Source organism: Enterobacter cloacae, from assembly GCF_013375935.1.
GTDB lineage: Bacteria > Pseudomonadota > Gammaproteobacteria > Enterobacterales > Enterobacteriaceae > Enterobacter > Enterobacter pasteurii.
In genome coordinates this window covers 4,443,257-4,465,628 of sequence record NZ_CP056117.1, presented here as the reverse complement: position 1 = coordinate 4,465,628, position 22,372 = coordinate 4,443,257, and the positions used below count along the sequence as shown (strand labels likewise).

General features: G+C 58.0%; 19 protein-coding genes. 12 read left to right on the top strand and 7 right to left on the bottom strand.

Annotation, left to right across the window (positions count from 1 at the left end; genetic code table 11):
• Positions 1 to 256: 256 nt before the first annotated feature.
• Genes kdpE through kdpF form a run of 6 tightly spaced genes read right to left on the bottom strand, consistent with a single transcriptional unit; the run spans position 257 to position 8,042 of the window.
• Positions 257 to 934 (bottom strand): two-component system response regulator KdpE, encoded by a 678-nt coding sequence (kdpE, locus tag HWQ14_RS20970; protein ID WP_148420821.1) that lies wholly within the window; start codon positions 932 to 934, stop codon positions 257 to 259.
• The gene (kdpD, locus tag HWQ14_RS20965; protein ID WP_176610881.1) at positions 931 to 3,618 is read right to left on the bottom strand and encodes a two-component system sensor histidine kinase KdpD; all 2,688 of its coding nucleotides are present in this window, start codon (positions 3,616 to 3,618) and stop codon (positions 931 to 933) included. The genes kdpE and kdpD overlap by 4 nt, the downstream gene beginning before the upstream one ends.
• Positions 3,619 to 4,194, bottom strand: coding sequence for a potassium-transporting ATPase subunit KdpC (gene kdpC, locus HWQ14_RS20960; RefSeq protein WP_148420819.1), 576 nt, complete (start codon positions 4,192 to 4,194; stop codon positions 3,619 to 3,621).
• A 12-nt stretch (positions 4,195 to 4,206) separates the two neighbouring features.
• Positions 4,207 to 6,255, bottom strand: a complete 2,049-nt coding sequence (kdpB, locus tag HWQ14_RS20955; protein WP_176610880.1) for a potassium-transporting ATPase subunit KdpB — start codon at positions 6,253 to 6,255, stop codon at positions 4,207 to 4,209.
• 18 nt (positions 6,256 to 6,273) lie between these two features.
• Entirely contained in the window at positions 6,274 to 7,953 is a 1,680-nt protein-coding gene (gene kdpA / locus HWQ14_RS20950; RefSeq protein WP_176610879.1) for a potassium-transporting ATPase subunit KdpA, read from the bottom strand.
• Positions 7,953 to 8,042 carry a K(+)-transporting ATPase subunit F gene (gene kdpF / locus HWQ14_RS20945; RefSeq protein WP_014069365.1) on the bottom strand — a complete coding sequence of 30 codons (90 nt, stop codon included), beginning with the start codon at positions 8,040 to 8,042 and terminating at the stop codon, positions 7,953 to 7,955. Before kdpF ends, kdpA begins: the two co-directional genes overlap by 1 nt.
• Before the next feature lie 308 nt (positions 8,043 to 8,350).
• On the opposite strand from kdpF, the gene HWQ14_RS20940 reads away from it, so the two are divergent.
• The 7 genes from HWQ14_RS20940 (at position 8,351) to nei (ending at position 14,035) form a co-directional block, all read left to right on the top strand.
• Complete coding sequence (locus HWQ14_RS20940) at positions 8,351 to 8,557, top strand: YbfA family protein (RefSeq protein WP_003858637.1); 207 nt, start codon at positions 8,351 to 8,353, stop codon at positions 8,555 to 8,557.
• 177 nt (positions 8,558 to 8,734) lie between these two features.
• Positions 8,735 to 10,147 (top strand): deoxyribodipyrimidine photo-lyase, encoded by a 1,413-nt coding sequence (gene phrB, locus HWQ14_RS20935; RefSeq protein ID WP_176610878.1) that lies wholly within the window; start codon positions 8,735 to 8,737, stop codon positions 10,145 to 10,147.
• 10 nt (positions 10,148 to 10,157) lie between these two features.
• Positions 10,158 to 10,901 carry a type 2 GTP cyclohydrolase I gene (locus tag HWQ14_RS20930; RefSeq protein ID WP_176611237.1) on the top strand — a complete coding sequence of 248 codons (744 nt, stop codon included), beginning with the start codon at positions 10,158 to 10,160 and terminating at the stop codon, positions 10,899 to 10,901.
• 14 nt (positions 10,902 to 10,915) lie between these two features.
• Entirely contained in the window at positions 10,916 to 11,572 is a 657-nt protein-coding gene (gene pxpB, locus HWQ14_RS20925) for a 5-oxoprolinase subunit PxpB (RefSeq protein ID WP_176610877.1), read from the top strand.
• Complete coding sequence (gene pxpC, locus HWQ14_RS20920; protein WP_148420814.1) at positions 11,566 to 12,498, top strand: 5-oxoprolinase subunit PxpC; 933 nt, start codon at positions 11,566 to 11,568, stop codon at positions 12,496 to 12,498. The genes pxpB and pxpC overlap by 7 nt, the downstream gene beginning before the upstream one ends.
• Positions 12,485 to 13,225: a 5-oxoprolinase subunit PxpA gene (pxpA, locus tag HWQ14_RS20915; protein WP_176610876.1), complete on the top strand. Its 741-nt coding sequence runs from the start codon at positions 12,485 to 12,487 to the stop codon at positions 13,223 to 13,225. The genes pxpC and pxpA overlap by 14 nt, the downstream gene beginning before the upstream one ends.
• A gap of 18 nt (positions 13,226 to 13,243) precedes the next feature.
• Positions 13,244 to 14,035: an endonuclease VIII gene (gene nei / locus HWQ14_RS20910; RefSeq protein ID WP_176610875.1), complete on the top strand. Its 792-nt coding sequence runs from the start codon at positions 13,244 to 13,246 to the stop codon at positions 14,033 to 14,035.
• 80 nt (positions 14,036 to 14,115) lie between these two features.
• Here the strand turns inward: nei and HWQ14_RS20905 are convergent, their stop codons facing one another.
• Entirely contained in the window at positions 14,116 to 15,399 is a 1,284-nt protein-coding gene (locus tag HWQ14_RS20905; protein WP_176610874.1) for a citrate synthase, read from the bottom strand.
• Positions 15,400 to 16,038: 639 nt separating this feature from the next.
• Between HWQ14_RS20905 and sdhC the strand changes: the two genes are divergently transcribed.
• The 5 genes from sdhC to sucA all read left to right on the top strand — a co-directional run bounded on the left by sdhC (position 16,039) and on the right by sucA (position 22,359).
• Complete coding sequence (sdhC, locus tag HWQ14_RS20900) at positions 16,039 to 16,443, top strand: succinate dehydrogenase cytochrome b556 subunit (protein ID WP_176611236.1); 405 nt, start codon at positions 16,039 to 16,041, stop codon at positions 16,441 to 16,443.
• Positions 16,437 to 16,784 (top strand): succinate dehydrogenase membrane anchor subunit, encoded by a 348-nt coding sequence (gene sdhD, locus HWQ14_RS20895; protein ID WP_010428702.1) that lies wholly within the window; start codon positions 16,437 to 16,439, stop codon positions 16,782 to 16,784. Before sdhC ends, sdhD begins: the two co-directional genes overlap by 7 nt.
• Complete coding sequence (sdhA, locus tag HWQ14_RS20890; protein ID WP_014883036.1) at positions 16,784 to 18,550, top strand: succinate dehydrogenase flavoprotein subunit; 1,767 nt, start codon at positions 16,784 to 16,786, stop codon at positions 18,548 to 18,550. The genes sdhD and sdhA overlap by 1 nt, the downstream gene beginning before the upstream one ends.
• 15 nt (positions 18,551 to 18,565) lie before the next feature.
• Entirely contained in the window at positions 18,566 to 19,282 is a 717-nt protein-coding gene (gene sdhB, locus HWQ14_RS20885; protein WP_148420810.1) for a succinate dehydrogenase iron-sulfur subunit SdhB, read from the top strand.
• Positions 19,283 to 19,551: 269 nt separating this feature from the next.
• On the top strand, positions 19,552 to 22,359 hold the full coding sequence (gene sucA / locus HWQ14_RS20880; protein WP_176610873.1) for a 2-oxoglutarate dehydrogenase E1 component: 2,808 nt from the start codon (positions 19,552 to 19,554) through the stop codon (positions 22,357 to 22,359).
• Positions 22,360 to 22,372: the final 13 nt, after the last annotated feature.

Genomic DNA, 22,372 nt, shown 5'->3' with positions numbered 1-22,372 from the left:
GAAAGCATGGTCATTTTATCCGGTAAAAAGCGATTAACTGTGAATTAGATCACCCTTAACCGATCATTACAGAAATAATTAGTCGTTTTTGATGAATAATGCAGATCAAAATGCTGTTTTGTTGATTTCATGTTAATTGAGTGTTTTCTTTGTGTTTTTAATAGCCGTGCGTAGCCATAAAAATAAACTTGTCGCTATTTTTATGGCTTATTAAGATGACGTGGAGGGATTATTGAAAATAAATCTGAATACTTATTCAGATCATAAAACGATAGCCGATACCGGTTTCTGTTAATAAATGACGAGGGCGCGCGGGGTCGGCTTCAAGCTTCTGGCGAAGGTGCCCCATATAAATGCGTAAATAGTGACTATGTTCGACAGCATTCGGTCCCCAGACCTGGCTTAACAGCTGTCGCTGGGTCAACACTTTTCCATGGTTATTGAGCAGCACGGCCAGAAGACGAAACTCTATAGGCGTAAGGTGTATCTCTTCGTCTCCCCGCAGGATGCGGCGGGCGGCAAGATCGACCCGGATATCGCCAAAGGTATATACCGGATCGGAAGGCGCGGTGGCGCTGTGGCGACGCAATGCGACGCGAAGCCGCGCCTGCAGCTCGCCAATGCCAAACGGCTTAATCAGGTAATCATCCGCGCCGGCATCCAGCGCGGCGATTTTATCCGTCTCTTCGGTGCGGGCAGAGAGCACCAGAATCGGCATCTGGCTCCACTGACGCACCTCGCGAATAAAATCAATGCCGTCGCCATCCGGTAGCCCCAGGTCCAGGATAACCAGGTCCGGCTTGCGGGTCGCGGCTTCGATTAACCCACGTTGAAGCGTACCGGCTTCGTGAACGCGCAAACCGTCGCCTTCCAGCGCGGTGCGCAGAAATCGACTGATAGCGAGCTCATCTTCAACAATCAGAACGTTAATCACAAATCCTCTGGCAATTCATCAAGTTCTGGTGGGGTTTCAAGAGGAAGTGTAACACAAAAGCGGGCACCACCTTCCGGACGGTTCTCGGCCGAAATGGTGCCGCCATGCACGTCGACGATGGCCTGGCAGATCGCCAGCCCCAGCCCAACGCCCGGAATAGCAGACTCCTTACTGCCGCGCGCGAATTTATCAAAAATGGCGTGTTCCTGGCCAGCGGGAATGCCCGGCCCGGTGTCCCAGACTTCAAGCCGCAGCGCCTGCGCGTCCATCGCGGCGGTAATGCCAATCTGCGCCCTTGCTCCGGCATATTTCGCGGCATTTTCCAGCAGGTTGATCAGCACCCGCTCAAACAGAGGGCCATCAACGTGAATTAACGTCAGGGGATCCGGCATGTTCAGTTCAATATGGCGTCCGCCCAGCCCCGGCTCCAGCATCTTCAGCGCACTTCCGACGACCTCCTCAAGCGTGAGCCACTCTTTTTTGAGGTTAAACCCGCCGGACTGAATGCGCGCCATGTCCAGCAGGTTATTCACCAGACGCGTGGTATTCAGCACGTGCTGGCGAATTTCACTGGCCTGCATCGCATGCTTTGACCCTTCCGCCGCGAGATCCAGCGTGAGAATTTCGGACTGACCAAACAGCACGGTGAGCGGGGTGCGTAAATCGTGGGACAGCGCCGCCAGCAGCGAATTTCGAATGCTTTCGCGCTCGCTTGCCAGACGCGCCTGCTCTTCGCTGGCCGTGAGCGCCAGCCGCTCAAGGGCGCTGGCAACCAGCAGCGTGAAGGTTTCCAGCAGACGCTGCTGCTCGGGGATCATCAGCTGGCGCAGGTTAGACGGCTCCACGATGACCAGCCCGTGATTTTTATCCGCGCTGCGCAGCGGCAGGATCTGGTAAGGCACGCCGGGCAGGGTGTCGGTCCCGGCACCGGCAGGTAACCCCTTATCGAAACTCCAGCGGGCAATGGCTTCATCCCACGGCGTCATGCCCGAGGAGGAGGTGAGGGGGCGAAGATGCCCCTGCTCGTCGGGAAGCAAAATCAGGTTACCGGCATGAAACGTCGAGCGGATAAACTGCTCGCTGGTCTGGACGATATCCAGCGGCGTGCGGCCCACCGCCAGCGATTTTGACATCTCGTACAGATGGCGCGTACGCTGCTCGCGGTAGCGGGCAATGCGGGCCTGGTAGCGTACCCCCGCCGTCAGATTCCCAATCACCAGCCCGACGGTAAGCATCACCGCAAAGGTCAGAATGTACTGCACGTCCGAGACGGCGAGCGTCCCGCGCGGGGCAATGAAGAACAGATCGAAGCTGACGACGTTGATCACCGTTGCCAGCACCGACGGCCAGCGACCGTAAAAGAGGGCCACCACCACTACGCCCAGGAGATAGATCATGACCAGGTTGGCGGCGTCGAAGGCGATCAGCCACTGGCTGGCGATTACCGTAATCAGGGCGCACAGCACCACGGCAACCAGGCAGCCGCGGATCTGGATCCGCCATTTATCGCCAAAGGTGCGCGCGTCCGGCGCACGGTTGGGCAGGGGGGCGGGCCTGTCGTCCAGCGCGACGATGACTAAATCAAGATCCGGCGCGCGGCGCGCCAGCCTGTCGGCAAAGGATTCACGGCTAAACCAGCGGCGGTGCTGGCGACGCCCGGTAACAATTTTGCCCAGATTGTGCTCACGTGCGTAGCGCACGATGGCTTTATCCTCCTGCGGATCGGAGAGGGTCGCCGTTTCCGCGCCCAGCTCCTGCGCCAGCCGCAGCGCGCTCAGGATGGCGCGGCGCTGATTTTCCGGCAGGGCGTGAAGCTGTGGCGTTTCGACATACACCGCATGCCAGACGCTGCCGAACTTCGCCGCGAGACGAGCGGCGGTGCGGACCAGCTTTTCATTGCCGCTGCCGTGGCCGATGCACAGCAGAATGGCGTCCCGCGTATGCCAGACGCGCTCCCGCCCCTGCAGATCGCGCCAGGCGCGCATCTGGTCATCAACGCGATCGGCAGTGCGGCGCAGGGCCAGCTCGCGCAGGGCAATCAGGTTGCCTTTGCGGAAAAAATGTTCAATGGCGCGTTCGGCCTGGCCGGCAATATATACCTTGCCCTCGTGCAGGCGCTGGCGCAGATCGTCCGGCGGCAGGTCAACCAGCACCACTTCATCGGCAGAATCGAAAAACGGATCGGGAACGGTCTCCCGCACCTGAATACCCGTTACGCCGCTCACCACGTCGTTCAGGCTTTCCAGATGTTGAACGTTCACCGTGGTAAAAACGTCAATCCCGGCTTCAAGTAATTCCTCAACGTCCTGCCAGCGCTTCGGGTGACGGGAGCCTGGCGCGTTGCTGTGCGCCAGCTCGTCCATCAGAATCAGGGCGGGACGGCGGGCGAGGGCCGCGTCCAGATCGAACTCCGTCACCAGCCGCCCGCGGTGGCTGATGCGCCGGGGCGGCTGCGTGGCAAGCCCCGTCAGCAGCGCCGCGGTCTCTTTGCGGCCGTGGGTTTCAACCACGCCGATGAGAATATCAAGCCCCTGCGCCCGCAGCCGCTGGGCTTCCGTCAGCATGGCGAAGGTTTTCCCGACGCCCGCGCAGGCGCCGAAGAAAATTTTCAGCTTGCCGCGATGGGCTTCAGCCGTCTGTTCAAGCAGCCTGTCCGGATCCGGGCGCATGGGCTCGTCGGTCATTTAGTTTTTCCTTAGCGCGTCCAGCGCCAGATTCAGCTCAACAATGTTCACTACCGGCATGCCGATGACGCTGACCAGCGGCTTTTGCGTGTGCTCTGCGACCAGCTGGCTCACCTGTTCGACGGGCAGCCGGCGGGCGGCGGCCACGCGCGGGATTTGCCAGGCCACCGCTTCCGGCGTCAGGCTGTAGTCCAGGCCGCTCGCGGAGGCGGTGACCAGCTCAACCGGCACCTCCCGGCTGGCCTGCGGGTTCGCGGCGCGCAGGGCGGCAACGCGTTCCGCTACCGCTTTATCCAGCGCGGGATTGCTGCCCGCCAGGTTACTGCCGCCGGACGCCATGGGATTATACGGGCTTTCCGCAGTGGCGGAAGGGCGTCCCTGGAAGTAGCGTGCCTCTGTGAAATTCTGTCCAATCAGGCGCGACCCCCGGTTTTCACCGTTCTGAATAATCAGCGAGCCGTTGGCCCGATCCTGAAACCACCACTGGCCCAGCGCGGTGGTCGCCAGCGGGTAAAGCCCGCCGGTAACCAGAGACAGCAGAATAAACAACAGTATAGCGGGACGTAACATCGTCATTTGATTCACCTTTTAAACCAGCCCGAACAGCGTTAACAGCACGTCGATAACCTTGATGCCGATAAAGGGCACCACCAGCCCGCCGAGACCGTAAACCCACAGGTTGCGGCGCAGCATGGCGGCGGCCGTTAGCGGCTTATAGCTCACCCCCTTCAGCGCCAGCGGGATCAGGAAGACAATAATCAGGGCGTTGAAGATCACCGCGCTCAGAATCGCCGAGGCCGGCGAGTGCAGGTGCATCACGTTCAGGGCATTCAGCTGCGGATAGGTGGCTGCAAAAGCCGCCGGGATGATGGCGAAATACTTCGCCACGTCGTTGGCGATACTGAACGTGGTCAGCGAGCCGCGCGTCATCAGCATCTGCTTCCCGATGTGCACCACCTCGATGAGCTTGGTCGGGTTCGAGTCAAGGTCGACCATGTTGCCCGCCTCTTTTGCCGCCTGGGTGCCGGAGTTCATCGCTACCGCCACGTCGGCCTGCGCCAGCGCCGGGGCATCGTTGGTGCCGTCGCCGGTCATCGCCACCAGACGGCCTTCCGCCTGATACTGGCGGATCAGGGCCAGCTTCGCTTCCGGCGTCGCCTCGGAGAGGAAATCATCCACCCCCGCTTCGGCGGCAATGGCGGCCGCGGTGAGACGGTTATCCCCGGTGATCATCACCGTTTTAATGCCCATCTTCCGCATCTGGGCAAAACGCTCTTTAATACCGCCCTTTACGATATCCTTCAGGGCGATCGCGCCGAGCACGCGAGAACCTTCCGCCACCACCAGCGGGGTTGCCCCCTGTCGCGCGATGCTTTCCACCAATTTGTCGACTTCCGGTGGGAAATGGCCGTTATTCGCCTCAACGTGGCGGCGAATGGCATCAACGGACCCTTTGCGGATCATCCTGTCCTGAATGTTGATCCCGCTCATCCGGGTTTGCGCCGTGAACGGGACGAACGTGGCCTGCAGGCTCTGGACGTCGCGCTGGCGCAGGTTGAAGCGCTGCTTGGCCAGAACCACGATGCTACGACCTTCCGGCGTTTCATCGGCCAGAGACGAGAGCTGCGCCGCGTCGGCCAGCGTTTTTTCATCCACGCCGGGAGCCGGTAAAAATTCGGATGCCTGACGGTTGCCAAGGGTGATGGTGCCGGTTTTATCCAGCAGCAGCACGTCAACGTCACCCGCCGCCTCAACGGCGCGTCCGCTGGTGGCAATCACGTTCGCGCCCAGCATACGGCTCATCCCCGCCACGCCAATCGCCGAAAGCAGGCCGCCGATGGTGGTGGGGATCAGGCACACCAGCAGGGCGACCAGCACGGTGATGCTGACCGCCGTGCCGCCGTAGGCGGAGAAGGGCCACAGGGTTGCCGTTGCCAGCAGGAAGACGATGGTGAGCGCCACCAGCAGGATGGTCAGGGCGATCTCGTTCGGCGTTTTACGGCGCTGTGCCCCTTCCACCATGGCGATCATCCTGTCGAGGAAGGTTTCGCCCGGGTTGACGCTGCACCGGATCACCAGCCAGTCGGAAAGGATGCGCGTTCCGCCGGTGACGGAAGCGAAATCTCCACCCGATTCACGTATAACCGGCGCGGATTCCCCGGTAATGGCGCTTTCGTCAACCGATGCCCCCCCTTCAATCACTTCCCCGTCGCAGGGGATGATGTCGCCCGCTTCCACCAGCACCACATCACCCTTGCGCAGCTCGTCTGCCGGGACGCGATCCATCTGCGCGCCGTATTTCGGTTCGCGTAATTTGCGCGCGAAAGCGGTTTTTTTAACCCCTTTCAGGCTGTTGGCCTGCGCTTTACTGCGGCCTTCCGCCAGCGCTTCGGCGAAGTTGGCGAACAGCACGGTAAACCACAGCCACAGGCTGATGGCGGCGGTGAAGGTGGCATTCCCCGACAGTTGACCCGTTCCCATGGCAATCGCCAGCGCGGTGGTGAGTAAACTTCCTATCCAGACGATAAACATCACCGGGTTGTGCCACTGCACGCGCGGGCTCAGTTTTTTCACCGCATCCATGAGGGCCTGACGAACTAACGTCGGTTCGAGCAGGGCCAGTTGTTTACGACTCATGACAAATTCTCCGCAAAATCAGCGTAAAGAGAGAGTTTCCGCGACCGGGCCTAACGCGAGGGCGGGGATAAAGGTCAGGGCACCCACCAGCAGAACGGTACCCACCAGCAGACCGACAAACAGCGCGCCGTGAGTCGGTAACGTACCGGTAGTGGTCGGCTGAATTTTTTTATTCACCAGCGCTCCGGCGATCGCCATGACGGGAACGATCACGCCGAAACGCCCCACGAACATGCAGAACGCCAGCAGACAGTTCCAGAATGGCGAGTTGGCGCTCAATCCTGCAAAGGCGCTGCCGTTGTTGTTGGCCGCAGACGATACGGCGTAAAGCACTTCGCTAAAGCCGTGGATGCCGGGGTTGAAGATGCCGCTGCGGCCTGCTTCGGTCATCAGCGCCAGCGCGGTGCCGAGCAGCACGAGGGCAGGGGTAACCAGGATCGCCAGCGCGGTTAATTTCATCTCGCGCACGTCGATTTTTTTACCGAGATACTCAGGCGTGCGGCCAATCATCAGCCCGGCGATAAATACCGCCAGCAGAACGAACAGCAGCATGCCGTACAGACCCGAGCCGACCCCACCGAAGACCACTTCGCCGATCTGCATCAGCCACATCGGGATCATGCCGCCGAGCGCGGTGAAAGAGTCGTGCATGGCGTTCACCGCCCCGCAGGAGGCCGCCGTGGTGACTACCGCATAGAGGCTGCTGGCAAGAATGCCGAAGCGGCTCTCTTTACCTTCCATGTTGATATTGCTGCTGGCCCCGAGCTGTATGAAGTGGCTGTTGCCGTGCCATTCGGCCCACATCACCAGCGCGACGCACACCACGAAGATCGACGACATGGCCCACAGCAGCGTGCGTCCCTGACGGCGATCGTTAACCACATCGCCAAAGGCGAAGCAGAGCGCGGCGGGGATCAGGAAGATCGCCAGCATCTGGACCAGGTTGGTGAGAGCCGTTGGGTTTTCAAACGGATGGGCTGAGTTGGCGTTGAAGAAGCCGCCGCCGTTGGTGCCCAGCATCTTTATCGCTTCCTGCGACGCCACCGGCCCCATCGGCAGGAGGCCACTGGCGCCTTCAAGCGAGGTGTAAGGGGTATAAGGCAGCAGGTTTTGCAGGCTGCCCTGCTGAATAAAGAACAGGGCAATAACCAGCGCCACGGGAACCAGGATCCAGAGGGTGATACGCGTTATATCAACCCAGGCGTTGCCCAGCGTGCCCACATTCTGACGGGCGAAGGCGCGCGTCAGGGCAAAAATAACCGCGATACCGCTGGCCGCAGAGAGAAAGTTTTGCACGGTTAATCCGGCCATCTGGCTGAAATAGCTGAGCGTGGTTTCACCGGCATAGGATTGCCAGTTGGTGTTAGTAACGAAGCTGACCGCGGTGTTTAGCGCCAGATGCCAGGATAAGCCGGGTAGCCGCTGCGGGTTAAGCGGCAGGCTGCCCTGAAGCATCAGCATGGCGAATAGGACGACCAGACCCACGATATTCAGAAGCACTATCGCCGTCAGGTACTGCCGCCAGTTCATTTCCCGGTCGCTGACGCCCAGCACGCGCCATAACCCGTTTTCGGCGTGGCCCGTGCCCGGCAGGGGCACGTTGTTGATCAGCCGCGCCAGCGCCGTTCCCAGCGGCCTGGCAAGGACAAACAGCACCAGTAAAAAGCCCGCAATAAGCAAAAACGCCTGAGCAGCCATCAGAACGCCTCCGCATTAATCAGGGCATAAACCAGATAACCCAATAACAGGAACACCAGCACAATGCCGGCAATCAGACCTGCACTCATAACCCACCTCCGGGTGACATTTGTATTGGTGCTAACGGTAGGGTTTACGGCGCAAAGATTTCGCAAAAATCCGCGGGGCGGGTGTAAAAAAAGTATAAAAACGAAAAGACCATGATTTAACTATTGATAAGTAAATCGTTAACTTTTTTGTAACTTAATTACGGCTTGAATGTAAATATTCACTAAATGGATGAAATTGAGTGGTCGGATGAGTAGTAAAATTACAAACAAAGCGGTATTATTTTATCCAGGTCACAGATTTCACATTTTCCGGAGAACGTTTCCGGCCAACTACAGGGGAGAAAAATATGGATCTTTATAAAGAGTTTCCGGCTCATATCATTTTCATGCGTCGCACTTTCGCCGTAGTGGCTGGCGTGCTGGCCCTGCCGGTGATGCTGTTCTGGAAAGATCGCGCACGTTTTTACAGCTATCTGCACCGCGTCTGGGCAAAAACCAGTGAGAAACCGGTATGGATGGATCAGGCCGAGAAGGCAACCTGCGACTTCTACTGATACGTAGCCATAAAAAATTGCAAAAAGTATTAACGCAGGACAAGTAGCGTTAAGGCCGCCTCGGGCGGCCTTTTTTATTTCATCCCGTCTACACTTCATGGCAAAGTAGTTCAATGCGTGCCTTTTTCCTTTTACGGCATGCCCTTACGGACATAATGGACAATTGCCAGGAGTTTTATGCCCACCCATCTGGTTTGGTTTCGCGCGGATTTACGCATTCACGACAACATCGCTCTCGCGGCCGCCTGCCGCGCCAGGGACGCTAAGGTGCTGGCCCTGTTTATCGCCACGCCTGAACAGTGGCGTCAGCACGATATGGCGCCCCGGCAGGCGGCTTTACTCAACGCGTACCTGAACGATGTGCAGCGTTCGCTGGCCGAAAAAGGCATTCCGCTGATCTACAAAGAGGTGAACGATTTTGCCGGGCAGCTTCAGACGCTGCAGGCCATCTGCAGGCAGCACGCGGTAACGCATCTTTTTTACAACTACCAGTACGAATTTAACGAGCAGCAGCGCGACCGACAGCTGGAGAAAACCCTTGCGGGCGTTGTCTGTGAAGGATTCGATGACAGCGTGATGCTCGCGCCGGGCAGCGTAATGAACGGCAATCACGAGATGTATAAAGTTTTCACGCCGTTTAAAAATGCCTTTATCAAACGCCTGAAGGAAGGGCTGCCCGAGTGCGTGCCCGCGCCTGCCGGGCGAGGAGAAACGATAGCGGATCCGGCGGAAATCAGCCTGAATTACCCCCGCCAGACGTTCGATGAAGCGTTATTTCCCGCCAGCGAAAAAGCGGCTATTGCCCAGCTGCGCGACTTCTGCAAACAGGGCGCGGCTGAATACGAGGTGCGCCGGGATTTTCCGGCGATTGAAGGCACCAGCCGCCTGTCGGCCTGTTTAGCGCTGGGCGCGCTCTCTCCGCGCCAGTGCTTGCACCGGCTGCTGGCGGAACAGCCTCGGGCGCTGGACGGTGGCGCGGGCGCAGTATGGCTGAACGAGCTGATCTGGCGCGAGTTTTATCGCCACCTGATGACGTATCATCCTGAGTTATGTAAACATCGTCCCTTCATTCGTTGGACCGATAACGTAAAGTGGCAGTCCAACGAAAAGCTGCTGAAGGCGTGGCAGAGCGGACGCACCGGCTATCCGATTGTTGATGCAGCTATGCGGCAGATGAATGAAACCGGGTGGATGCATAACCGTCTGCGCATGATAACCGCCAGCTTCCTGGTGAAGGATCTGCTTATCGACTGGCGAATCGGAGAGCGCTATTTTATTTCTCAGCTCATCGATGGCGATCTGGCGGCGAATAACGGCGGCTGGCAGTGGGCGGCCTCCACCGGAACGGACGCGGCTCCTTATTTCCGGATCTTTAACCCGACCACGCAGGGACAGCGATTTGACGCTGACGGCGCGTTTATCCGCCGCTGGCTGCCTGAGCTGAAGGATGTCCCCGCCAAAGCCATTCATGACCCCTGGGCATGGGCGGATAAACAGCGGGTTACCCTGGATTATCCCCGTCCCGTTGTCGACCATAAACAGGCGCGCGTCGCCACGCTGGCGGCGTACGAAGCCGCCCGAAAAGCTTGAGAGAGTGATGATGAAAAACAGTGAACTGGAACGCCTGATTAACGAAAAACTCAACGCCACCTCCTTTAGCGACTACGGCCCGAACGGGATGCAGGTGGAAGGTCGCGAAACGGTGCAGAAAATTATCACCGGCGTGACGGCAAGCCAGGCGCTGCTGGACGAGGCGGTGCGTCAGGAAGCCGACGCGGTGATAGTCCATCATGGCTATTTCTGGAAAAACGAATCGCCCGTAATTCGCGGCATGAAGCGCAACCGCCTCAAAACGCTGCTGGCGAACGACATCAACCTGTACGGTTACCATCTGCCGCTGGATGCGCACCCTGAACTGGGCAATAACGTCCAGCTGGCGCAGCTGCTGGGCATCACGGTCATGGGCGAAATCGAGCCGCTGGTTCCGTGGGGCGAGCTGTCAATGCCGGTACCGGGGCTGGAGCTGGCCTCATGGATCGAAGCGCGCCTGGGGCGTCGTCCGCTGTGGTGCGGCGATACCGGGCCGGATACCGTGAAGCGCGTGGCCTGGTGCACCGGCGGCGGTCAGGGCTTTATTGATAGCGCGGCGCGATTCGGCGTCGACGCCTTCATTACCGGCGAGGTTTCCGAGCAGACTATCCATTCTGCGCGTGAACAGGGCCTGCACTTTTACGCGGCAGGCCATCACGCCACCGAGCGCGGCGGCATCCGCGCCCTCAGCGAGTGGCTGACGGAAAATACCGATCTGGATGTGACCTTTATTGATATCCCTAATCCGGCCTGATGAGAGGTAGTTAAGTGCAGCGAGCGCGTTGTTATCTTCTGGGTGAAACCGCGGTAGTTCTGGAGCTTGAGCCTCCGGTAACGCTTGCCACGCAAAAGCGTATCTGGCGGCTGGCTCAGCGTCTGCCCGATCTGCCCGGCGTGGTTGAAGCTATTCCGGGCATGAATAATATCACCGTGGTGCTGCGTAATCCGCACGCGGGGGCGCTGGATGCGATTGAGCGTCTGCAGCGCTGGTGGGAGGAGAGCGAGGCGCTGGAGCCGGAGTCGAGGACGATTGAGATCCCGGTCGTCTATGGCGGCAAGGGCGGCCCCGACCTGGGCGTGGTGGCTGAACACTGTGGGCTTACGGAAAAGCAGGTTGTGGAGCTGCATAGCGCCGTCGATTATGTCGTCTGGTTTTTGGGTTTTCAGCCGGGCTTTCCGTATCTTGGCGGGCTGTCACCTCAGCTGCATACCCCGCGCCGCGCGGAGCCGCGCCTGAGCGTACCGGCGGGCACGGTGGCGATTGGCGGTGAACAGACGGGAATTTATCCGCTCGCCTCGCCGGGAGGCTGGCAGCTTATCGGGCACACGTCCACGCCGTTATTTGAGCCCGGCCAGGACGCGCCAATACTTCTGCGTCCGGGTGACACCCTGCGCTTTATCCCGCAGAAGGAGGGAGTATGTTAACGCTTATTCGCGCCGGGCTTTACACCTCCGTTCAGGATGCCGGGCGCTTTGGCCTGCGTCAGTCGGGCGTGAGCTACTGCGGTGCGCTTGACCGCCCGTCGCTGGAGATTGCCAACCTGCTGGTAGGCAACGCCGGCAGCACGGCGGCGTTAGAAATTACGCTGGGCCAGTGCGTGATTGAGTTTGGTCAGGAAACCTGGTTTGCCTTAACCGGTGCGGGCTGTGACGCGACGCTGGACGGCAAAGCGGTGTGGACCGGCTGGCGGCTGCGGGCGAAGGCCGGGCAGCGTCTGACGCTTAAACGCCCTCTGCACGGCGTGCGCAGCTACCTTGCGGTGGCGGGGGGCATCGACGTGCCTGAGGTGCTGGGCTCAGCTAGTACCGACCAGAAAGCAGGAATGGGCGGACATGAAGGACGGCTGCTGCGCGACGGCGATCGCCTGGCGATTAAGCCATCAGCGCGCCATTTCACCACCACGCAGGGCGTGAAGCAGCTGCTGTGGGGGAACCTGATCCGCGCCCTGCCGGGGCCGGAATATCATGAGTTCGATGAGGCCTCAAAAGAGTCTTTCTGGCGCTCGCCGTGGAAGATCAGCCCGCAGAGTAACCGCATGGGGTATCGCCTTCAGGGGCAGCCGTTAACCCGCACGACCGATCGGGAGCTGCTTTCCCACGGGCTGTTGCCGGGCGTGATCCAGGTGCCGGGTAACGGTCAGCCTATTGTGCTGATGAACGACGCGCAAACCACCGGCGGTTATCCGCGCATTGCCTGCATCATCGAAGCGGATCGCTACCATCTGGCGCAAATTCCCCTCGGCCAGCCGATTCATTTTGTGCAGTGTTCGCTGGAGGAGGCGCTGAAGGCGCGACAGGATCGGCAGCGTTATCTCGAACAGCTGGCGTGGAGGCTCGATGGTAAAGATTGACCTGAACGCCGACCTGGGGGAGGGCAGCAGCGCCGATGCGGCGCTGATGACGCTGGTCTCCTCGGTCAACATCGCCTGCGGTTTTCATGCGGGGGACGCGCAGACCATGCTGGAGAGCGTGCGTACCGCCGTTAAAAACGGCGTCGCGATTGGGGCTCACCCCAGCTTTCCCGACCGGGAAAACTTTGGCCGTACGGCGATGGATCTGCCGCCTGAGACGGTGTACGCGCAAATGCTCTATCAGACCGGTGCGCTGGACGCGATTGTGCGCGCGGAGAAGGGCGTGATGCGCCACGTGAAACCGCACGGCATGCTCTATAACCAGGCGGCGAAGGATCCGGCGCTGGCGGACGCCATCGCCCGCGCGGTGCGGGACTACAATCCGCAGCTGATTCTGGTGGGCCTGGCGGGCAGCGAACTGATCCGCGCCGGCGCGCGTCTGGGGTTAACCACCCGACAGGAAGTATTTGCTGACCGGGGATACCAGCCGGATGGCAGCCTGGTGCCGCGTACGCAGGCCGGCGCGCTGATTACCGACGAAGATAAGGCCCTGGCGCAGACCCTGGAGATGGTGCGCGCCGGGCGGGTCATCGCCGTAGATGGTACTGCGGCAAACGTTCAGGCCGATACGGTGTGTTTACACGGCGACGGCGAGCATGCGCTCCGGTTTGCGCGACGCCTGCGGGCGGCGTTCTCGGAAGAGGGCATTCTCGTCAGCGCAGAATAATCATGTAAGGACAATACTATGCCAGAAGGTCCGGAGATCCGCCGCGCGGCGGATAGCCTGGAGGCGGCGATAAAGGGCAAAATCCTGACAAAAGCCTGGTTTGCCTTTCCTCAACTGAAGCCGTACGAATCACAGCTGGTGGGGCAGACGGTGACCCATATTGAAACGCGCGGTAAAGCGTTGCTGACCCACTTTTCCCATAACCTGACGTTATACAGCCACAATCAGCTTTACGGCGTCTGGCGCGTGGTGGAGGCAGACGAGCAGCCGCAAACCACCCGCGTGCTGCGCGTCAGGCTGCAAACGGCGGATAAAGCAATCCTGCTTTACAGCGCGTCGGATATCGAAATGTTAACGCCGGAGCAGCTGCTGACGCACCCGTTCCTGCAGCGGGTCGGGCCGGACGTGCTGGACATGCGCCTGACGGCGAGCGACGTTAAAGCCCGGCTGTTATCCCCTAAGTTCCGCAACCGGCAATTTTCCGGGCTGCTGCTCGACCAGGCGTTCCTGGCCGGGTTAGGCAACTATCTGCGGGTGGAAATCCTCTGGAGCGTGGGGCTTGCGCCGCAGCGTAAAGCCTCTCAGCTGAGCGATGAACAGCTGGACGCGCTGTCCCACGCGCTGCTCGATATTCCGCGCTTATCCTACAGCACGCGCGGCGTGGTGGATGAGAACAGGCATCACGGGGCGCAGTTCCGCTTTAAGGTGTTTCATCGGGCGGGAAAAAAGTGTGAGCGATGCGGCGGGATTATCGACAGGATGATGCTCTCGTCGAGGCCCTTTTACTGGTGCCCGCACTGCCAGAGATAAAAGTAAAACGGTAACCCGTAAGTTACCGTTTTTAATGTTTTCACCCTCACCCTGTGGGAGAGGGCCTTACCCAGCTTCTGTTAGCGCTTAATATCAGACTTGAAGTCGCGCTGCTCGTAGCCGGTATACAGCTGACGAGGACGGGCGATTTTCATGCCTTCGCTGTGCATTTCGTTCCAGTGCGCAATCCAGCCTACGGTACGTGCCATAGCGAAGATCACGGTGAACATGGAGGACGGAATGCCCATCGCTTTCAGAATGATACCGGAGTAGAAATCGACGTTCGGGTAGAGTTTCTTCTCGATGAAGTACGGGTCGTTCAGCGCGATGTGCTCCAGCTCCATCGCCACTTCCAGCAGGTCATCTTTGGTGCCCAGCTCTTTCAGCACTTCGTGGCAGGTCTCGCGCATGACGGTTGCGCGTGGGTCGTAGTTTTTGTAAACGCGGTGACCAAAGCCCATCAGGCGGAAGGAGTCATTCTTGTCTTTCGCGCGACGCACGAATTCCGGAATGTGCTCAACGGAGCTGATCTCTTCCAGCATCTTCAGCGCCGCTTCGTTCGCGCCGCCGTGCGCCGGTCCCCACAGGGAGGCGATACCCGCCGCAATACAGGCGAACGGGTTCGCGCCTGAAGAGCCAGCGGTACGGACGGTAGAGGTGGACGCGTTCTGTTCGTGGTCAGCGTGCAGGATCAGAATACGGTCCATTGCGCGTTCCAGCACCGGATTCACTTCGTACTCTTCGCACGGCGTGGAGAACATCATGCGCAGGAAGTTACCGGCGTAGGAGAGGTCGTTACGCGGATAAACAAACGGCTGGCCGATGGAGTATTTGTAGCACATCGCCGCCATGGTAGGCATTTTGGACAGCAGACGGAACGCCGCGATATCACGATGACGCGGGTTATTCACGTCCAGAGAATCGTGGTAGAACGCCGCCAGCGCACCGGTAATACCGCACATGACCGCCATCGGGTGAGAGTCACGACGAAACGCATGGAACAGACGGGTAATCTGCTCATGGATCATGGTGTGACGGGTCACGGTGGTTTTGAATTCATCGTATTCAGCCTGGGTCGGTTTTTCGCCGTTCAGCAGGATGTAGCACACTTCCAGATAGTTGGATTCGGTGGCTAACTGATCGATGGGGAAGCCGCGATGGAGCAGGATACCTTCGTCACCGTCAATGTAGGTGATTTTGGATTCGCAAGATGCGGTGGAGGTGAATCCAGGGTCAAAGGTGAATACCCCTTTAGAACCCAGCGTACGGATATCAATAACATCCTGACCGAGCGTGCCTTTTAGCACATCCAGTTCAATAGCATCATCACCATTTAGGGTGAGTTTTGCCTTTGTATCAGCCATTTACGGTCTCCTTAGCGCCTTATGCTTAAGACTGCTTTTCACCGGATTTGCATTCAGCTGTTAATCACCGTTACCAGATTGTTATTTGGCTTACCGCTCAGCTCACGAGGAGAAACCAGGGTACAGAGCTATGGCGCCTTGCAGGTAAACGAATGAAATATCAGTGAAACAACAGCAAATCAGCGTTTTTGCAGTCCGAATTATTCAAACCTGTATATCACTAATAACTGTCCTGATAACTTCGGTCAATACCGTCACACTGTTACATAACTATTTGTCAGGTGAAAGTAAGACCTCATAACTTTTGCGCATTATATGCCTTTTCTAATGACGTTTGTAACAATATTGTTTAACATTTGTCAAATCAGATGATTAAAAATTAAAAAGATGTTGTTATCGTGACCCCGATCACTGTTCCAGAGAAAACCCAACAAACTGTATGTAGGTTAATTGTAATGATTTTGTGAACGGCCTATACTGCCGCCAGGTCTCCGGAACACCCTGCAATCCCGAGCCACCCAGCGTTGTAACGTGTCGTTTTAGCATTTGGAAGCAATGTTTTGCATGACGCGCAGTTATAGAAAAGGAACGCTGTCTGACCCGCATCGCAGTCCGGAGGAAGGAAACAATAAGAACAGCATGTGGGCGTTATTCATGATAAGAAATGTGAAAAAACAAAGACCTGTCAATCTGGATCTCAAAACGATCCGATTCCCTGTAACAGCAATAGCGTCCATTCTGCACCGTGTTTCAGGTGTGATTACGTTTGTGGCGGTCGGTATTTTGCTGTGGTTACTGGGAACCAGCCTCTCATCCCCTGAAGGATTCCTCCAGGCCTCAGCCATCATGAACAGCTTCTTCGTGAAATTCATCATGTGGGGCATTCTCACCGCGCTGGCCTATCACGTTGTTGGCGGCGTTCGCCATATGCTGATGGACTTTGGCTATCTGGAAGAGACGTTCGAGGCTGGAAAACGTACCGCTAACATTTCATTTGCGATCACTGTCGTGCTTTCACTTCTCGCAGGAGTTCTCGTATGGTAAGCAACGCCTCCGCATTAGGACGCAACGGCGTACATGACTTCATTCTGGTCCGCGCTACCGCGATCGTCCTCACGCTTTACATCATCTATATGATCGGTTTCTTCGCGACCAGCGGGACGCTGACGTGGGAAATCTGGAGTGGTTTCTTCGGATCGGCCTTCACCAAAGTGTTCACCCTGCTGGCGCTGTTCTCCATCCTTATTCATGCCTGGATTGGCATGTGGCAGGTGTTGACCGATTACGTTAAACCGCTGGCGATTCGCCTTCCGCTTCAGCTTGTTATTGTTGTTGCTTTGGTGGTTTACGTCATTTATGGATTTGTTGTGGTGTGGGGTGTGTAATGAAACTGCCAGTCAGAGAATTTGATGCTGTTGTGATTGGTGCGGGTGGCGCAGGTATGCGCGCCGCACTGCAAATTTCCCAGAGCGGCCAGACCTGTGCGCTGCTCTCAAAAGTCTTCCCGACCCGTTCCCACACTGTGTCCGCGCAGGGCGGTATCACCGTTGCGCTGGGTAACTCCCATGAAGATAACTGGGAATGGCACATGTACGATACGGTAAAAGGTTCCGATTACATCGGCGACCAGGATGCCATCGAATACATGTGTAAAACCGGCCCGGAAGCGATTCTGGAGCTGGACCACATGGGCCTGCCGTTCTCCCGTCTGGAAAACGGCACCATCTATCAGCGTCCGTTTGGCGGCCAGTCGAAAAACTTCGGCGGCGAGCAGGCGGCACGCACCGCGGCGGCGGCTGACCGTACCGGTCACGCGCTGCTGCACACGCTGTATCAGCAGAACCTGAAAAACCACACCACCATCTTCTCCGAGTGGTATGCGCTGGATCTGGTGAAAAACGCCGATGGCGCAGTGGTGGGCTGTACCGCACTGTGCATTGAAACCGGCGAGGTAGTCTACTTCAAAGCCCGCGCAACCGTACTGGCGACCGGCGGCGCGGGCCGTATTTACCAGTCCACCACCAACGCCCACATCAACACCGGTGACGGCGTGGGTATGGCAATCCGCGCCGGCGTGCCGGTGCAGGATATGGAGATGTGGCAGTTCCACCCAACCGGTATCGCCGGTGCGGGCGTGCTGGTCACGGAAGGCTGCCGCGGTGAAGGCGGCTACCTGCTGAACAAACACGGCGAGCGCTTCATGGAGCGTTATGCCCCGAACGCGAAAGACCTGGCGGGTCGCGACGTGGTGGCGCGTTCCATCATGATCGAAATCCGCGAAGGCCGCGGCTGCGATGGCCCATGGGGTCCGCACGCGAAGCTGAAGCTCGACCACTTGGGTAAAGAGGTGCTGGAATCCCGCCTGCCGGGCATTCTGGAGCTGTCCCGTACCTTCGCCCACGTCGACCCGGTAAAAGAGCCGATTCCGGTTATCCCAACCTGCCACTACATGATGGGCGGTATTCCGACCAAAGTGACCGGTCAGGCGCTGACCGTGAACGAGCAGGGCGAAGACGTGGTCATCCCTGGCCTGTTCGCGGTAGGTGAAATTGCCTGCGTATCCGTTCACGGTGCAAACCGTCTGGGCGGCAACTCCCTGCTGGACCTGGTGGTGTTTGGCCGTGCGGTGGGTCTGCATCTGCAGGAATCCATCGCCGAGCAGGGCGCGCTGCGTGACGCGACCGACGACGAAATTGATGCCTCTCTTGAGCGTCTCAACCGCTGGAATGGCAACCGTAACGGCGAAGATCCGGTGGAAATTCGTAAAGCGCTGCAGGAATGCATGCAGCACAACTTCTCGGTATTCCGTGAAGGTGACGCCATGGCTAAAGGCCTGGAGCAGCTGAAAGCGATCCGCGAGCGTCTGAAAAATGCCCGTCTGGACGACACCTCCAGCGAGTTCAACACCCAGCGCGTTGAGTGCCTTGAGCTGGATAACCTGATGGAAACCGCGTTCGCAACCGCGATGTCGGCTAACTTCCGTACCGAAAGCCGCGGCGCGCATAGCCGCTTCGACTTCCCGGATCGTGATGACGAAAACTGGCTGTGCCATTCCCTGTATCTGCCAGAGTCGGAATCCATGACGCGTCGTAGCGTCAACATGGAACCGAAACTGCGTCCGGCGTTCCCGCCGAAGATTCGTACTTACTAATGCGGAGACAGGATAATGAAACTCGAATTCTCAGTTTATCGTTATAACCCGGATGTTGATGACGCTCCGCGTATGCAGGACTACACCCTGGAAGCGGAAGAAGGTCGTGACATGATGCTGCTGGATGCCTTAATCCAGCTGAAAGAAAAAGATCCTACCCTGTCGTTCCGCCGCTCCTGCCGTGAAGGGGTGTGTGGCTCCGACGGTGTGAACATGAACGGCAAAAATGGCCTGGCCTGCATCACGCCAATTTCAGCGCTAAACCGCCCAGGCCAGAAAATTGTTATCCGTCCTCTGCCAGGCCTGCCTGTCGTGCGTGATTTGGTGGTGGACATGGGGCAATTCTATGCACAATATGAGAAGATTAAGCCTTACTTATTGAATAATGGGCAAAATCCACCCGCTCGCGAGCACTTACAGTCTCCCGAGCAGCGTGAAAAACTCGATGGGCTGTACGAGTGTATTCTCTGTGCATGTTGTTCAACGTCGTGTCCGTCATTCTGGTGGAACCCGGACAAGTTTATCGGCCCTGCGGGTCTGCTGGCTGCCTATCGCTTCCTGATCGACAGCCGCGATACCGAAACCGATAACCGCCTGGAAGGGCTAAGTGACGCTTTCAGCGTATTCCGCTGCCATAGCATCATGAACTGCGTCAGTGTGTGTCCTAAGGGGCTGAACCCGACGCGCGCCATCGGCCATATTAAGTCGATGCTGCTGCAGCGCAGTGCGTAAGTAGTGAGAGGGGAGCGGTGTTCCCCTCACCCTAACCCTCTCCCAAAGGGAGAGGGAACAGATTGCAGGAAATCTTCAAAAACTGCCGACGACCTTCCCCCTCTCCCTGTGGGAGAGGGTCGGGGTGAGGGGAAACCCTTAAGACAGTTTCTAAAGGTTCCTTCGCGGGCCAAAGTAAAAGAGCTCGCAGGTGAACCCCGGCACGTACACGTGTTGTGCGTGGTAGTTTCTACGGCGAAAGTAAGCATAAAAATGCTTAAGGGATCACGATGCAGAACGGCGCAATGAAAGCCTGGCTGGACTCTTCTTACCTCTCTGGTTCTAACCAGAGCTGGATAGAACAGCTCTATGAAGACTTCTTAACCGATCCTGACTCAGTGGACGCAAACTGGCGTTCCATGTTCCAGCAGTTGCCTGGTACAGGGGTCAAACCGGATCAATTCCATTCCAAAACACGTGATTATTTCCGTCGTCTGGCGAAGGATGCCTCACGTTACTCTTCTGCGATTTCCGACCCTGACACCAATGCGAAGCAGGTTAAAGTCCTGCAGCTTATCAACGCTTATCGCTTCCGCGGTCACCAGCATGCGAATCTCGATCCGCTGGGACTGTGGCAGCAGGAACGTGTGGCGGATCTCGATCCGGCCTATCACGATCTGACCGAGGCCGATTTCCAGGAAAGCTTTAACGTAGGTTCTTTTGCCATCGGCAAAGACACGATGAAGCTGGGCGATCTGATTGATGCGCTCAAGCAAACCTACTGCGGCTCCATCGGCGCGGAATATATGCACATTACCTCCACCGAAGAGAAACGCTGGATCCAACAGCGTATCGAATCCGTGGCGGGCCACGCGAATTTCTCAGCAGACGAGAAAAAACGTTTCCTGAGCGAACTGACCGCAGCCGAAGGCCTTGAGCGCTATCTGGGCGCAAAATTCCCGGGCGCGAAACGCTTCTCACTGGAAGGCGGCGATGCGTTAGTCCCGATGCTGAAAGAGCTGATTCGTCATGCCGGTAAGAGCGGCACGCGCGAAGTGGTGCTGGGCATGGCGCACCGTGGCCGTCTGAACGTGCTGGTTAACGTGCTGGGTAAAAAACCGCAGGATCTGTTTGACGAGTTTGCGGGTAAACATAAAGAGCACCTTGGCACCGGTGACGTGAAGCACCACATGGGCTTCTCGTCGGATATCGAAACCGAGGGCGGCCAGGTTCACCTGGCGCTGGCGTTTAACCCGTCACACCTCGAAATCGTCAGCCCGGTGGTAATCGGGTCCGTGCGCGCGCGTCTGGATCGTCTGGACGAGCCGAGCAGCAATAAAGTGCTGCCAATCACCATTCACGGCGATGCGGCGGTGACAGGGCAGGGCGTGGTTCAGGAAACCCTGAACATGTCGAAAGCGCGTGGTTATGAAGTGGGCGGTACCGTTCGCATCGTGATCAACAACCAGGTGGGTTTCACCACCTCGAACCCGCTGGATGCGCGCTCCACCCCGTACTGCACCGACATCGGTAAAATGGTTCAGGCGCCAATCTTCCACGTTAACGCGGATGACCCGGAAGCCGTTGCCTTTGTTACCCGTCTGGCGCTGGACTTCCGTAACACCTTTAAGCGTGATGTGTTCATTGACCTCTTCTGCTATCGCCGCCACGGCCACAACGAAGCGGATGAGCCAAGTGCAACCCAGCCTCTGATGTATCAGAAAATCAAAAAACACCCGACGCCGCGTAAAATCTATGCTGACAAGCTGGAAGGCGAAAACGTGGCGACGCTGGAAGATGCGACCGAGATGGTCAACCTCTACCGCGACGCGCTGGATGCGGGTGAATGCGTTGTGAAAGAGCTGCGCCCAATGAACATGCACTCCTTCACCTGGTCGCCGTACCTCAACCACGAGTGGGACGAGAGCTACCCGAACAAGGTAGAGATGAAGCGCCTGCAGGAGCTGGCTAAGCGCATCAGCACCGTGCCGGAAGCGATCGAGATGCAGTCTCGCGTGGCCAAAATCTATGGCGATCGCCAGGCGATGGCGGCGGGCGAGAAGCTGTTCGACTGGGGCGGCGCGGAAACGCTGGCTTATGCGACGCTGGTTGATGAAGGCATTCCGGTTCGTCTGTCCGGTGAAGATGCGGGCCGAGGCACCTTCTTCCACCGTCACGCGGTGGTTCACAACCAGTCTAACGGTTCAACCTATACTCCGCTTCAGCACGTGCATAACGGTCAGGGCCAGTTCAAGGTCTGGGACTCCGTGCTGTCTGAGGAAGCGGTACTGGCGTTCGAATACGGTTACGCCACCGCGGAGCCGCGCACCCTGACCATCTGGGAAGCGCAGTTCGGTGATTTCGCCAACGGTGCGCAGGTGGTTATCGACCAGTTCATCTCCTCCGGTGAGCAGAAGTGGGGCCGCATGTGTGGCCTGGTGATGCTGCTGCCGCACGGTTATGAAGGGCAGGGGCCGGAGCACTCCTCCGCGCGTCTGGAACGTTATCTGCAGCTCTGCGCCGAACAGAACATGCAGGTTTGCGTGCCGTCCACCCCGGCTCAGGTCTACCACATGCTGCGTCGTCAGGCGCTGCGCGGTATGCGCCGTCCGCTGGTGGTCATGTCGCCGAAATCGCTGCTGCGCCATCCGCTGGCGGTCTCCAGCCTGGAAGAGCTGGCAAACGGCACCTTCCTGCCGGCCATCGGTGAAGTTGACGAACTGGATCCGCAGGGCGTTAAGCGTGTCGTGATGTGTTCTGGTAAGGTTTATTACGACCTGCTGGAACAGCGCCGTAAGAACGATCAGAAAGATGTCGCCATCGTGCGTATCGAACAGCTTTATCCGTTCCCGCATCAGGCGATGCAGGAAGTGCTGAAACAGTACGCTCACGTACATGATTTTGTCTGGTGCCAGGAAGAGCCGCTCAACCAGGGCGCATGGTATTGCAGCCAGCATCATTTCCGTGAAGTGATTCCATTTGGGTCTGCTCTGCGTTATGCAGGTCGCCCGGCCTCCGCCTCTCCGGCGGTAGGGTATATGTCCGTTCACCAGAAGCAGCAACAAGATCTGGTCAATGACGCGCTGAACGTCGATTAATTAAAGGATACAT